General features: G+C 73.8%; 9 protein-coding genes and 1 pseudogene. 4 read left to right on the top strand and 6 right to left on the bottom strand.

Going from position 1 to position 13089, the window contains the following annotated elements:
• Positions 1 to 122 precede the first annotated feature (122 nt).
• Positions 123 to 1523 carry an ROK family transcriptional regulator gene (locus ABZX96_RS37315; RefSeq protein ID WP_355553895.1) on the bottom strand — a complete coding sequence of 467 codons (1401 nt, stop codon included), beginning with the start codon at positions 1521 to 1523 and terminating at the stop codon, positions 123 to 125.
• Positions 1524 to 1618: 95 nt separating this feature from the next.
• Here ABZX96_RS37315 and ABZX96_RS37310 point away from each other — a divergent pair, with 95 nt between their 5' ends.
• From ABZX96_RS37310 to ABZX96_RS37300, 3 genes are all read left to right on the top strand, one after another.
• Positions 1619 to 2851 (top strand): MFS transporter, encoded by a 1233-nt coding sequence (locus ABZX96_RS37310; protein ID WP_355553893.1) that lies wholly within the window; start codon positions 1619 to 1621, stop codon positions 2849 to 2851.
• Positions 2852 to 3098: 247 nt separating this feature from the next.
• Positions 3099 to 4637 (top strand): adenylosuccinate lyase family protein, encoded by a 1539-nt coding sequence (locus tag ABZX96_RS37305; protein WP_355553891.1) that lies wholly within the window; start codon positions 3099 to 3101, stop codon positions 4635 to 4637.
• Between the two features lie 100 nt (positions 4638 to 4737).
• A complete protein-coding gene (locus tag ABZX96_RS37300) occupies positions 4738 to 5532 on the top strand; it encodes a methyltransferase domain-containing protein (RefSeq protein ID WP_355553889.1) in 795 nt (264 codons plus the stop codon).
• A 72-nt stretch (positions 5533 to 5604) separates the two neighbouring features.
• Here the strand turns inward: ABZX96_RS37300 and serC are convergent, their stop codons facing one another.
• From serC to ABZX96_RS37275, 5 genes and pseudogenes are all read right to left on the bottom strand, one after another.
• Positions 5605 to 6918 (bottom strand): 3-phosphoserine/phosphohydroxythreonine transaminase, encoded by a 1314-nt coding sequence (serC, locus tag ABZX96_RS37295; protein ID WP_355553886.1) that lies wholly within the window; start codon positions 6916 to 6918, stop codon positions 5605 to 5607.
• A gap of 39 nt (positions 6919 to 6957) precedes the next feature.
• Complete coding sequence (locus ABZX96_RS37290) at positions 6958 to 8343, bottom strand: glutamate-cysteine ligase family protein (protein WP_355553884.1); 1386 nt, start codon at positions 8341 to 8343, stop codon at positions 6958 to 6960.
• An 89-nt stretch (positions 8344 to 8432) separates the two neighbouring features.
• Positions 8433 to 9122, bottom strand: a complete 690-nt coding sequence (locus ABZX96_RS37285; RefSeq protein ID WP_355553881.1) for a class I SAM-dependent methyltransferase — start codon at positions 9120 to 9122, stop codon at positions 8433 to 8435.
• Positions 9122 to 10285, bottom strand: coding sequence for an amidohydrolase family protein (locus tag ABZX96_RS37280; RefSeq protein ID WP_355553878.1), 1164 nt, complete (start codon positions 10283 to 10285; stop codon positions 9122 to 9124). Before ABZX96_RS37280 ends, ABZX96_RS37285 begins: the two co-directional genes overlap by 1 nt.
• 322 nt (positions 10286 to 10607) lie before the next feature.
• A pseudogene (locus tag ABZX96_RS37275) lies at positions 10608 to 11063 on the bottom strand (acyl-CoA thioesterase); the annotation flags it as partial.
• Positions 11064 to 11607: 544 nt separating this feature from the next.
• Here ABZX96_RS37275 and ABZX96_RS37270 point away from each other — a divergent pair.
• Entirely contained in the window at positions 11608 to 13041 is a 1434-nt protein-coding gene (locus tag ABZX96_RS37270) for a solute carrier family 23 protein (protein ID WP_355553875.1), read from the top strand.
• Positions 13042 to 13089 lie beyond the last annotated feature (48 nt).

Raw genomic sequence — 13089 nt, 5'->3', positions numbered from 1 at the left:
GGCCCGGACGGGCCTGATTGTGCCGGGCCACCGCCTACCGGTGCGGCCCGGACGGGCCTGATTGTGCCGGGCCACCGCCTACCGGTGCGGCCCGGACGGGCCTGATTGTGCCGGGCCACCGCCTACCGGTGCGGCCCGGACGGGCCGGAAACGGCGGCCTCGGGGAGCGCCCCGAACAACTCCGCCTGCACCGCCTCACGCGCAGCGACCACCGCACCGCGCAGCACGGCCCGGCCGCCGACCGTCCCGGCCCGTACCTCCGTGCGCAACGGCGAGATGCGGGCCAGATGTTCGGCCACCCGGCCGGCCAGGACATCGCCGCCCGCGTGGCCGATCTCGCCGCCGAGGACGACGCACCCCGGATCGAGCACCGCGCTCACGGCCGCCACACCGATGGCGACGCGGGCGGCGAGCGCGTCGAGGAAGGCGTCCTCGGGGGATCCCGCCGGACCCGTCACGGCGGTACGCACGGCGGCCTCGCCCGGCGGCGCGTACGCATCGGCCGACGCCCCGGCGGGGACGCGTACACCGTGCCGCTCGGCGAGCGCCTGGACCGCCGCGCCCCCGGCCAACGAGTGGAACCCCCCGTCGCAGCCGCCAGGCGTCGGCAGCCCCCCGGTACCCGGGACCGGCAGGAAGCCGATCTCCCCGGTGCCACCGGACGCGCCGCGACGGAGCGCGCCGTCGAGGACGACCGCGGCCCCGGTCCCATGGCCCAGCCACAGCAGGACGAACGTGTCGCGGTCCCGGGCCGCGCCGTCCCGCTGCTCCGCGATGGCGGCGAGGTTGACCTCGTTCTCCAGCAGGACCGGTACGGACAGATGGTCGCCGAGGGCGCCGATCAGCGTCGCGTGCCAGCCCGGGACCCAGCCGGTGCCGCCGAGCCGCCCGGTGGCGGGGTCCACGAGCCCGGGGGCGCCCACGGCGACGGCGTGCGGACGCTCGGCCCCGGCCTTGGCGAGCGTCCGGTCCAGGGCGGCGATCACCGTCCGAACGGCCGGATCGGAGCCGTCACGGAACGCGCCCCGCATGTCCGGACCGACCCCGGCACCGAACTCGTCCCGCACATCCGAATCGACCCCGTCACTGAACGCACCCCCCACGTCCGGACCGTCCCCGCCGACGAGCCCCGCACCGGACCCGTCACCGCCCCCGTCCCCCAACGCCACCGTGTCCTCCGCGAGCACCCGGCCGAGCAGGTCGGCCACCGCCACGGTGACCGCGTGGTCCCGCAGGTCGACGCCCACCAGGTGCGCGCGCTCGGCCACGATCCCGTACAGCCGGGCGTTGGGGCCGCGGCGCCGGGCGCCGGCCTCGCCGACGACTTCGATCAGTCCGGCTTCCCGCAGGCGTTCCACGAGGTCGGCGACGGTGGGCCGGGAGAGCCCGGTGAGCGTCTTGAGCTGAGTGGCCGTCAGGGGGCCTTCGGACTGGAGGAGCTGGAGGGCCAGGCGGTCGTTGATGGCCCGTGCGGTGCTCGGGGAGGCCGTGCGGCCGACGGCGGGTACCCGCGTTTCACGCATGCCCGGGATCCTTTCGAAACCGTTCATCCCGCGCGCCGCGGGCGGCCTCATTATTCCCCTAACTATTAGGCAGGCTCCCTGATAGTTTGCGGGCCATGACTTCCCACGGCGTGTCGGACGCCGACCTCCCGTCCCGGCGGCGGCTGCGCCGCGCCCGCTGGGCCATCGCCCTCGTCTTCCTCGTCCACGGCTCGGTGACCGGCAACTTCGCCACCCGCATCCCGTGGATCCAGGACCACACCGGCGCCGGCGCGGGGCAACTCGGCCTCGCCCTCGCCTTTCCCGCGATCGGCGCCTCGCTGGCCATGCCGCTCGCCGGACGGCTCAGCCACCGCCTCGGGGCCCGCACGGCGCTGCGCGTGCTGCTCGCCCTGTGGACGCTCTCCCTGACGCTGCCCGCCCTCTCCCCCAACGTCTACGTGCTGGGCGCGGCGCTGTTCGTGTACGGCGCGACGTCGGGCCTGGCGGACGTGGCGATGAACGCCCTCGGCGTGGAGACCGAGAACCGCCTCGACCGGCCGATCATGTCCGGCCTGCACGGCATGTGGAGCGTGGGGGCGCTCGTCGGGTCGGCGGCCGGCACGGTCGCGGCGCACGCGGGCAGCGACGCGCGGCTCCACCTGGCCGCCGCCGCTGCCGTACTGACCGTGTGCGGCGTGCTGGCCTGCCGGGGCGTGCTGGACCCGCCGCCGCCCGGGCCCGAGGAGAAGGCGCCGCCGCGGTTCGCCCTGCCGCCCCGGTCCGCGTTGATCATCGGCGCCGTCGGGTTCTGCGCGGTCTTCGCGGAGGGCGCGAGCCTGGACTGGTCCGCGGTCTACCTGCGCGACGAACTGGGCACCGACGCGGGCCTCGCGGCGGCCTCGACCACGGCGTTCTCCTGCACCATGGCGCTCGCCCGGCTGGCCGGGGACAAGGTGGTGGCTCGTTTCGGAGCGGTGCGCACCGTGCGGGTGGGCGGCGCGCTGGCGACCGCCGGCGGCCTGCTGGTGGTGGCGGCCCGCCACCCGGCGATGGCGCTGGGCGGCTTCGCGCTCCTGGGCCTGGGCATCGCGGTGGTCGTCCCGCTCGCGTTCGCCGCCGCCGCGCGCAGCGGCCCGGCGCCGAGCCAGGCGATCGCGGGCGTCGCGACGATCACGTACACCTCGGGCCTGATCGCCCCCTCCGCCATCGGGTCGATCGCCCACGCGACCTCGCTCACCGCCTCGTTCGGGCTGGTCACGGCGTTGGCCCTGGGCCTGTTCGCGGGCGCGGGCGTGCTCCGTACCCACCGGGGCCGGGACGCGGCCGACGCCGCAGCCGCCCCGGCAGGCGAACGCGAACGCGCCTGAAAGGAACCTCCGGCGGGCTCCCGCGCCAGGGGGAGAGCCGTCCGGCGTCGAACCTCGCGTCCCCACATCCGGACGCCCCCTCCCCCGTCCCCTCCCGCTCATGGCGCGACCTGTCGGCCGTTGTCGGCCGTCCCGGAACAACCCCCGCCCGCAGGGTTGGCCTCGCCTCCCCCATGTGGTGCCATGAGGCGAGTTCTGCCGGGATGACCGAAGTGACCTAGAAGTAACCCATGGAACGCGAGGATTCATGGATATTTCTCGCAGGCGCCAGCAGACACAGGCCCCCCACGGGGACGCCCTCCCCCACGGCCCCGCGCACCCGCCCCGGGCCGTCGAGGGCGAGGACGGCCGCACGGCGGCGGAGTGCGGCCACGAGCACGGACACGTCGTCGACTCACTCTTCCACGGGGAGGGGTACGCCACGGCGGCCAGCCGGAGGATCTTCTGCGACCGATGTCGGCTGCAACGCTGGCTTTCCGTGGAGGCCGAACTGACGGCCAGTCAGGAACAGCTTGGCATGGTCGCGCCCGGAACGGCGGAACGGGTGGCGCGGGCCTGCGAGCCGGGCCGGATCGACCTCGCCTCCCTGGCGCCCGAGTTCCGCCGTACGGGGCACTCCCTCGTCCCGCTGCTGCGCGGCCTGGCGGCGACGTGCGAGGAGGAGGCGGGAGAGATGGTGCACCTGGGGGCCACCACCCAGGACATCCAGGACACCGCGCAGTCCCTGGAGATGCGGGACGTGCTCGGCGAGGTGGACCGGGAACTCACCGCCATGGTCACCCGACTGGTCGCGCTGGCCGAGCCGCACCGCGACACCCTGATGGTGGGCCGTACGCACGGCCAGCCCGCCCTGCCGATCACCTTCGGCCTGAAGGTGGCGAGTTGGCTGGACGAACTGGTGCGGCACGGCGAACGGCTGGCCCAACTGCGCGAACGCGCCCTGGTGGCGCAGTTGCACGGCGGCGTCGGCACCATGGCCGGCTTCCACGGGCGCGGGCAGGAACTGCTCGCCGTCTTCGCCGCCCGCCTCGGGCTCGGGGTGCCCGCCGTGGGCTGGCACGTCGCGCGGGACCGGGTGGCGGAGTTCGGCACCACGCTGGCCCTGGTCACGGGGACGCTCGGGCGGATCGCCGAGGAGATCCGGGTGCTCTCGCGCGCCGAGGTCGGCGAGCTGTCCGAGGGCTGGGAGTACGGCCGGGTGGGCAGCAGCACCATGCCGCACAAGCGCAATCCCGAACGCTCCGAACAGGTCGTCCTGCTGGCCCGCCTCGCCCGGTCCGCCGCGGCGCTCGGCATCGAGGGCATGGTGCAGGAGCACGAGCGCGACGCGCGGGGCCTGCGGATGGAGTGGGTCACGGTCGCCGACGTGTCGCACTACACGCTGGCGGCGCTGGCGATCCTGAACGACGTCCTCGCCGGGTTGCGGGTGCACCGCGAGCGGATGGCGGCGAACGCGGCCACGGTGGCGGAGTTCCTGTGCACGGAGGCGCTGATGCTGGCGCTCGGCGACCGCATCGGCAAGCAGAGCGCGCACACCCTCGTCTACGAGGTCAGCCAGCGCGCCCAGAGCGACGGCCGCCCGCTGCGCGCCTGCGTGCGCGAGTGCGGGGAGATCACCTCCCGGTTCGCCCCGGCCACGCTCGACGACCTGCTCGACCCGGCCCACTACGTGGGCGAGGCGGGCCCCCTGACCGACCGCGCGGTGGAACGCGCCCGGCTCTGGCTGGGCCCGTCCGAAACGCCCGGCACGCCGCGGCCCGCCCCCGCGGAGGGGGTGCCCACGTGACGGCCGTACGCGGGGCGGGGCGCAACCGAGGAACACACAGATCCCCCGCCCCACGCCACGTCCCCCAGCCCCCCGCGCGTCCCCTGGAGGAGGGTCCCTCATGACCGCTCTGCTGCGGTTCGACGGCGAACGGGCCTGTGAGGCCGACATCGAGGCGCACACCCCCGAGATGCGCGAGCAGCGGCGGCACCTGCGCCGGCAGCTCGCCGTGTCCCCTGGGGACCGCGTCCTGGACGTCGGCTGCGGCCCCGGTTACCTGATCTCGGAGCTGGTGGACCCGGTCGGCCCGGACGGCGAGGTGTGCGGCATCGACATCAGCGCGTCGATGCTCGACCTGGCCCGGAAGCGGTGCGCGACGGCCGGCGCGCGGGTGAGCCTGACGGCGGGGCGCTGCGAGGAGATCCCCTTCCCGGAGGGGACGTTCGACGCCGCGGTCTCCTCGCAGGTGTACGAGTACGTCGCGGACATCGAACGGGCGCTGGCCGAGCTGTACCGGGTGCTGCGCCCCGGCGGCCGGGCGGTCGTCCTGGACACCGACTGGGACTCCCTGGTGTGGCACTCCGCCGACCGCTCCCGGATGCGCCGGATCCTGGAACTGTGGGAGGACCACGTGGCCGACCCCCGGCTGCCCCGGCGGCTCGGCCCGCTGCTCCAGGAGGCGGGTTTCATCGAGGAGAGCCTGACCACGCTGACCTTCCTCAACCGGCGGTGCCACCGGGACACCTACAGCTACTGGCAGGTCGGGTTCATCGAGGCGTTCCTCGCCGACCACCCCGGCGCCGACCCGCACGAAACCACGGCGTGGAGCCGCGAGTTGCGCGAGCTGGACGCGGCGGGGCGGTACTTCTTCAGCCTCGGCCGGTACGCGTTCACGGTGGTCAAGCCGGACGAGTGAGGCGCGGTCGGGGCGGGACCGGCACCGGCCCGCCCCACCCCCGCGCCCACCCGCGCGCAGGGCCGGGACGCCTCACCCCCGTACGCGCTCGAACTCCCGCAAGAATCCGGCCAGCGCCCGCACGCCCTCCTCGGGCATCCCGTTGTACACGGACGCCCGCACCCCGCCCACCAACCGGTGCCCGGCCAGGCCGAGGAAGCCCTCCTCCCGCGCGCGGGCCAGGAACTCCCCGGTCAGCGACTCGTCGGCGAGCCGGAAGACGATGTTGGTGACCGAGCGGTGGTCCGGGTGGGCGGTGGGGCGGTAGAACGCCGTGCGGTCCAGTTCCCCGTACAGCAGCCGTGCCTTGGCCAGGTTCGTCCGCTCGACCGCCGCCAGGCCGCCCTGGTCGCGCACCCACTCCAGCACCAGGGAGAGGACGAAGAGGGCGAAGGTGTTGGGGGTGTTGTCCAGGGACTTGGACGCCGCGTAGACGGAGTAGTCCAGCAGCCGGGGGGTCTGGGGCAGCGCGTGGCCGAGCAGGTCGTCGCGGACGGTGACCAGGGCCGCGCTGGAGGGGCCCAGATTCTTCTGGAACCCGGCGTAGACGATGCCGAACCGGCCGTGGTCCAGCCGCCGGGACAGGATGTCGCTGGTGGCGTCGGCCACCAGGGGGGCGGGGCAGTCGCGCGGGAAGTCGTTCCAACGGGTGCCGTAGACGGTGTTGTTGCTGGTGAGGTGGAGGAAGGCGGCGTCCGGCGGGCAGTGCCGGGCGGTCACCTCGGGGATGCGGTCGAAGCCGGTGTCCTCGCTGTGGGCGACGATCGCGGCGGTGCCGTAGCGGGCGCCCTCGCGCTGGGCCTGCTGGGCGAACAGGCCGGTCACGACGTATGCCGCGGTGCGGGTCGGGGACCGGCCGATGAGGTTGAGCGGGACGGCGGCGCACTGCATCCGGGCGCCGCCGTGCACGAACAGCAGGTGGTGGTCCTCCGGGAGCCCGGTCAGCTCGCGGTAGTCCGCGACGACGGTGTCGAGCAGGTCGACGAAGCGGGGGTTCTTGTGGCTGATCTCGACGATCGACGCGCCGTCGGCCGCGTGCGCCGCGAACTCCTCGCGCATCCGCCGGGCCACCGGCCGCGGCAGTGTCGCGGGCCCGGCCGAGAAGTTGTACGTGTCCCGGGGCTCCTTCGCGCCCGTCACGTCCGAGTGCCCCGTCACGTCCGGATGCCCCGTCACGTCCGTCGCCTCCCCGCGCCGTTCCGCGCCGGGCGCGGCCCGCCGGGCCCTCTCCCCTTGCCACCGGTCCACTTCCGGCACCTCCTCCCCGGTCCCCCGCTCGTCACCGCTCCGGACGGCCCTTCGTACGACGCGGGTGCCCGGCACGGCGTCCGCCACCGTGCCGGGCACCCGGCCTCACGCCTCTTCCCCCGGCCCGTCCCCCGCCCCTCAGCACATCCGCAACGTGTCCACGAACGCCTCGACCCCCTCGGCCCGAACCCGCGCCACGGCGTCGGCCGACGGGCTCGTCCGGTCCCGCAGCCGCCGGGCCAGCGGCTCCAGCTCCTCCACGGGCGCGGCCGGGTCCCGGCGCAGCGACCCGTCCGCCAGGTCCAGGGCGCGCCGGCCCCACTCCGTCAGCGGGGCCCCGGCGACCTCGGCCGCCCAGCCGCGGGTCTGGACCTGTTCGGCGGCCGTCCGGGCGTCCGCCAGCGACCAGCCGCCGAACAGCTCGCGGCATGCCTCGATGTCGCCCAGCCAGCCCAGCAGCAGGGCCAGCCAGGAGAACGTCTCCTCCTTGCCCATCGTGGGCAGGTGGCGGATCTCGACGAAGGTGCCGCGTCCGCCGTCCCGGAGGACCGCCTCGCCCCGGCCGGCCGCCACCGCCTCCAGCGCCTCGGCGACCGTGCAGGACTGGTCCAGCCGCATCCGGACGCGCACCGCCGGCCAGCAGAAGACCAGGCCGGACGCCAGGTCGGCGGTGGTGCAGTGCAGGGTGCGCTTGGTCCCGGCGAGGTCGACGAACTCGGCGTGGCCCGCCTCGGCGAACTGCCGCGTCGTCAGCTCGGGCACCAGGGGCGTGTAGAGGGTGCCGTCCCGGGAGACCTCGAAGATCGGCAGCGCCCAGGCCTCGCGCATGTAGTCGGCCAGGTTGCCGTACAGCCGGCGCGGGAAGTGCAGGCGGTGGGCGAAGAACGGGTTGGTCTCGGACAGTTCCGTGTAGCCGCGCAGCCGCAGCGAGAGCCAGGGCTGCACCCGGCCGCCGAACACCGCGGAGTTGGCGCCCCACGCGAAGATCAGCGGCGTCATCTTGATGAGCGTGTTACAGGCGTCGATCACCCGCGGCAGCGGGACGTCCACGTTGAACTGCACGGCCGCGAAGCCGGGCCAGGCGTCGGCGGCGTAGTGCCCCGGGTAGCGCTCGGCCTGTGCCAGCCACAGGCCGTAGTGGGCCTTGTCGGCCAGGTACGGGCCGCCGAGGGTCTCGGTCAGCGGCTGGCAGCCGTGCGCGAGGGCGGACAGCCCCTCGGCCGCCAGGGCCGGGAAGACCACGTCGTCGAGCGTGCGGTGCCAGGCGGCCTTGGCGGCGGCGAACCCCTCTTCCGGCGGCAGGGCCGTCTCGACGGTGCAGACGCCGTAGTCGTTGCCCACGTCCAGGGTCCCGTTGTCCCGGGCCGCCCGGGCGCCCACGAGCGCGCCGGTGGTGGCGTCGTGGTAGGCGGTGAAGTCGGGGCGCTCGGCGAGCCGCCGGAAGACGGCGTGTACGGCCGGGCGGCCGGCCGCGGCCCCCTGGCGGTCGACCACGGGCAGTTCTGACTCGATGCCGATCTTCATGATCCAAACTCTCCGTCGGAAGAGGGGGCGTCGGTGGCGGAGCCCCACCAGGGCCGGTCGTCCCAGGGGCGTCCGCCGGACGACAGACCCTAGGGCTCGGACCCGACCCCCCGCCGAACGCCGGGCCGCGCTTCACGCTTTACGGTGAGCTCCACCCCGTCCCCGATCGCCAGCACCTGGCTCTGCGCGTCCGGGACGCCGCCGACGTGCCGCCGGTACCCGGCGATGACCTCGGCGTTCTTCTTGGGGATGAGGATGTTGTCGGCCACCACCAGGCCGCCCGGCCGCAGCGCCGGCCAGCAGGCGTCGAAGTCCCGTACGTACAGCTCCTTCCAGTGGTCCAGGAGGACGAGGTCGAGGGGGCCGGTCAGGGTGGGGACGAGGGCCGGGGCCTCCAGGGCGGTCAGTTCGACCACGTCGGCCAGTCCGGCCGCCTCGACGTTGTCCCGCTGCTCGGCCTGCTTCCCGGGGTCGACCTCGATGGAGTACAGGCGTCCGCCGGTGGCCCGTACCGCCTCGGCGAGCCACAGCGTGGAGTAGCCGACCGAGCCGCCGACCTCCACGACCGTGCGCGCGGCCAACGCCCGGACCAGGGTGTTGAGCAGTTGCCCGACCTCCGGGCCGACGTCGAGCATGAAGGAGCCGGCGCGCTCGCGCAGGGCGGTGCCGCCCGCCGCGCGCAGCGCCTCCAGCTCCCGCTGCTCCTTGAGGGAGCGTTCCTCCAGCTCGGCCAGGACGGCGGTGAACCGGGCGTCCGGTTCGGGCGGGAGCCGCTCCATCAGGCGATCCCGAAGAAACGGCGGGCGTTGTCGCACAGGAGCTGCCGCTTGGCCGTCTCGTCGATGTCCTTCCGGTCGGTGAGGGCGGTGACCGCGCCGGGGAACTTCGCGTCGAAGTGCGGGAAGTCGCTGGCGAACAGCAGGTTCTCCGCCAGCCCCTGCTCGATGAGCATGGGCAGCAGCGGGTCCTCCGGTTCCACGCCCAGGTAGCACTGGCGCTTGAAGTAGGTGCTGGGCCGCTCGGGCAGCGGCGGGCGGTCCTTGGCGAACTGCTCGGCGTGGTCGTCCATCCGGTTCAGCCAGAACGGGGCCCAGCCCGCGCCGCTCTCCATGAAGGCGAACCGCACCCCGGGGAAGCGCTCCAGGACGCCGCCGGTGATGAGCAGCATGACCGCCATCATGTGCTCGAAGGTGTGGCTGACGAGGTGGCCCTGCATGGTGTCGTGGGTGCGCTCGGTGCCGATGCGGGGGATGCGGGCGACCCCGAACCCCTCGTGGAAGCACACCGCCACGCCGTTCTCCTGGCAGAACTCCCACAGGAGGTCGTAGACCGGGTCGTCGACGTTGGTGCCCGCGACGGTGTTGGGCCGCAGGATGACGGTGCGCACGCCCTGCTCCAGGGCGCGGCGGGCCTCGTCCACGGCGAGCACCAGGTCGTGCTGGGGCAGCACGGCGACGGGGAACAGCCGCTCGCGGTCCTCGGCGCAGTAGGCCAGGACCCAGTCGTTGTACGCCTTGGCGACCTCGTAGGCGAAGGCGGAGCTGCGCAGGGCCGGGAGGAGGCCGAGCACCTTGGACGGGAAGATGTAGGCGCGGCTGATGCCCTCCCGTTCCATGGCGGTGAGCCGGTCCTTGGGGTCCAGGCCGCCGCGCCGGAGGGCGCCGAGCACGTCCATGGCGGCCGGGTCGGCGGACTTCCAGCTCCCGGGCGTGTAGGTGGCGCCCTGGCTGTCGCCGAACCAGGCGGCCTGGGTGGGCCGGCCGTGGAAGGTGGCCGAGGGGCCTTCGATGACCCGGCCCTCGGCGGTCAGCCGGTTGTCCTGATAGGAGGGCATCCAGGCGGCGTACTTCTCCGGCAGCCTCCCCCGCCACCAGTCGTCGGAGTCGGGGAGCACGATGTGGCTGTCCGCGTCGATCACGGGGTAGTCACGGTGGGCGACCATGTACCACTCCTTCGGGAGGTCCCGGGAAGGTCTGTCGGTCGGCGCGCACGGCCCCGGCGGACCGGCGCGTGCGCGCCGGTCCGGACGCCGGGTCTCAGGCCGGTGACCGCTCACGCGCCCGAGTAAGGATTTCGTCCCCTCTTTCGATACTTCGGACCATTGTTCCCGCCCACCAGAGAATGGGAAGAGGGGGCGCCCGGCCAATGAGGCGTCAGGCGGCCACCGCCGCCGCTCCCGCCCCGGCGTCCCCGTCCGTCTCCGTCCGCGGCTCCGCCTGCGTCTCCGTCCGCGTCTCCGTCCGCGTCTCCGTCCGCGTCTCCGCCTGCGGCCGGAGCAGACCGGTGGCGAGCGCGCGGGCGCGGTCCGACCACGGGGCGGGGCGCAGCAGCTTCGGGTCCACCCGGACCACGACCCGGTGTCCGTGGGCGAAGGTCCGGGCGCCGTCGGCGGAGCAGACCCGGAAGCCGTAGCGCAGGCTCGTCCGGCCCACGTGGTCCACCCACAGGTGCACGGCGTACTCGCCGGCGCCGACTATCGGCAGCTCGTAGGAGATCCGCATCTCCTTGATGACGTTGCTCATGTCGCCCGCCTTCTCCCAGTCACCGTCGAAGCGGTAGCCGTGCCCCTGCCAGTACAGGGCCCAGGCGCGCTCGGCGAGCAGCGGGTAGCGGGAGTTGTGGAGCATGCCCAGCGCGTCGAGCTCGTCGAAGTGGATGGTGACGGGGACCAGCGCGCCGAACGGGACGAGCGCGGCGGCCTGGGGGGCTTCGACGGTCACGGGGGATACTCCTGTTACGTGTGGTGCTATTGCTGCGCGACGCATTGCTTGCTGCGCGACGCATTGACGCACAGCGCTTTGATGCACAGCGCATCGCTGCACCCTGCATTGCCGCGCGCGTCGCGTGCGGAACCGGTGGTTCCTCTGATATCGGACGAACCCCATCGTAAGCGGCTGCTTAGAATGCTCCCGCGCCGGTAGGAGGCCCGGCCGCGAGGAAGGACTCGACCCCGGCGACGTCCGGGGGTGCACCGGGCGCGGACCCGCCGAGCCGCTCAGAGCGGAATGAAGCGGACTTATCCCGCACTAGCATTGCCCGGTCACGACTCTCGTCCGGTCACCACCGGACGGAAGACGACCATTGCGCGACGGAACCGGGCCGGGACCACGCGACGGCCGCCCGGCCGGACGCGCGGCACCGCGCCGAGGACGTCGCGACCGCGCGGGACACGGCCTCCGTGAAGAGCGCGGGCAGCAGGCGCAGAGCAGGCCCGGGCCGCGGAACACGCTCGGGTCGCGGAACAAGCGAGGAAGTGGAGCAGGCATGGGTCTCGGTGTGCGCTGGACCGTGCACGGCGACGGGCGCACCCCCGCCCCGGGAGCCGTCGTCAGACCGGACGAACGGCTGTCCTGGCCGCGGACGGCGGGCCTGGGCGCCCAGCACGTGGTGGCGATGTTCGGCGCCAGCTTCGTGGCCCCGGTACTCATGGGTCTGGACCCCAACCTGGCGATCATGATGTCGGGCATCTCGACCGTCATCTTCCTGCTCGCCACCCGCGGCCGGGTGCCCTCCTACCTGGGCTGCTCGCTGTCCTTCGTCGGCGTCGCGGCGGTCATCCGGGCGCAGGGCGGCAGCAGCGCGACCGTGACCGGCGCGGTCTTCGTGGTCGGCGCCGCGCTGTTCGTCATCGGCCTGGCCGTGCAGCGGTTCGGCGCGCGGATCATCCACGCGGCGATGCCGCCGGTGGTCACCGGCGCGGTCGTCATGCTGATCGGGTTCAACCTGGCGCCGGTGACGGCCAGCACCTACTGGCCGCAGGACCAGTGGGTGGCGCTGCTGACCATGCTCTTCACCGGGCTGGCCGTGGTGTGCCTGCGCGGCTTCTGGTCGCGCATCGCGATCTTCCTCGGGCTGGTCTTCGGATACGGCATCTCGTGGGTCTTCGACCGCGTCTTCGGCATGATCCACTCGGCGAACGGCGCCGGGCAGATCGTCGACCACTGGCGCCTGGACCTCTCCGCCGTCGGCAAGGCCCCGTGGGTGGGCCTGCCCTCCTTCCACGCGCCGAGCTTCCAGTGGTCCGCGATCCTGGTCGCGCTGCCCGTGGTGATCGCGCTGGTCGCCGAGAACGCCGGGCACGTCAAGGCGGTCGGCGAGATGACCGGCGACCCGCTGGACGACAAGCTGGGCACCGCGATCTCCGCCGACGGCGTCGGCTCCATGCTCTCCACCGCGCTCGGCGGCCCGCCGAACACCACCTACTCCGAGAACATCGGCGTCATGGCGGCCACCCGCGTCTACTCCACCGCGGCCTACTGGGCGGCGGCCCTCTTCGCGCTGCTCTTCGGCGTGTGCCCCAAGTTCGGCGCGGTGGTCGCCGCGATCCCGGGCGGGGTGCTCGGCGGCATCACCGTCATCCTGTACGGCATGATCGGCCTGCTCGGCGCGCAGATCTGGGTCCACAACAAGGTGGACCTGCGCAATCCGCTGAACCTGGTGCCGGTCGCGGCGGGCATCATCATCGGCATCGGCGGCGTCAGCCTGAAGATCAGCGACAACTTCGAGCTGGGCGGCATCGCGCTCGGCACCATCGTGGTCCTCTCCGGCTACCACGTCCTGCGCGCCCTGGCCCCCGCCCACCTGCGGGAACAGGCCCCGCTGCTGGACGAGGGCACCAGCTCCTACGACGAGGCCGAGGGCGGCGAACCGGCGCCCGGGAAGCCGCGGGGGCAGAACCCGTCCGAGGGCCGTTCGTAGCCCCGGCTCTCCGAGTGACCCGCCGCGACCGCGGCACCGCGAGCGCGC

Source organism: Streptomyces sp. NPDC003077 (assembly GCF_040611095.1).
Taxonomy (GTDB): domain Bacteria; phylum Actinomycetota; class Actinomycetes; order Streptomycetales; family Streptomycetaceae; genus Streptomyces.
This window is presented reverse-complemented; position numbering and strand designations above follow the sequence as displayed.

Coding starts and splice junctions, on each gene's coding strand:
- ABZX96_RS37315 (WP_355553895.1), bottom strand. CDS start 1,523: ATGCGTGAAACGCGGGTACCCGCCGTCGGCCGCACGGCCTCCCCGAGC.
- ABZX96_RS37310 (WP_355553893.1), top strand. CDS start 1,619: ATGACTTCCCACGGCGTGTCGGACGCCGACCTCCCGTCCCGGCGGCGG.
- ABZX96_RS37305 (WP_355553891.1), top strand. CDS start 3,099: ATGGATATTTCTCGCAGGCGCCAGCAGACACAGGCCCCCCACGGGGAC.
- ABZX96_RS37300 (WP_355553889.1), top strand. CDS start 4,738: ATGACCGCTCTGCTGCGGTTCGACGGCGAACGGGCCTGTGAGGCCGAC.
- ABZX96_RS37290 (WP_355553884.1), bottom strand. CDS start 8,343: ATGAAGATCGGCATCGAGTCAGAACTGCCCGTGGTCGACCGCCAGGGG.
- ABZX96_RS37285 (WP_355553881.1), bottom strand. CDS start 9,122: ATGGAGCGGCTCCCGCCCGAACCGGACGCCCGGTTCACCGCCGTCCTG.
- ABZX96_RS37280 (WP_355553878.1), bottom strand. CDS start 10,285: ATGGTCGCCCACCGTGACTACCCCGTGATCGACGCGGACAGCCACATC.
- ABZX96_RS37270 (WP_355553875.1), top strand. CDS start 11,608: ATGGGTCTCGGTGTGCGCTGGACCGTGCACGGCGACGGGCGCACCCCC.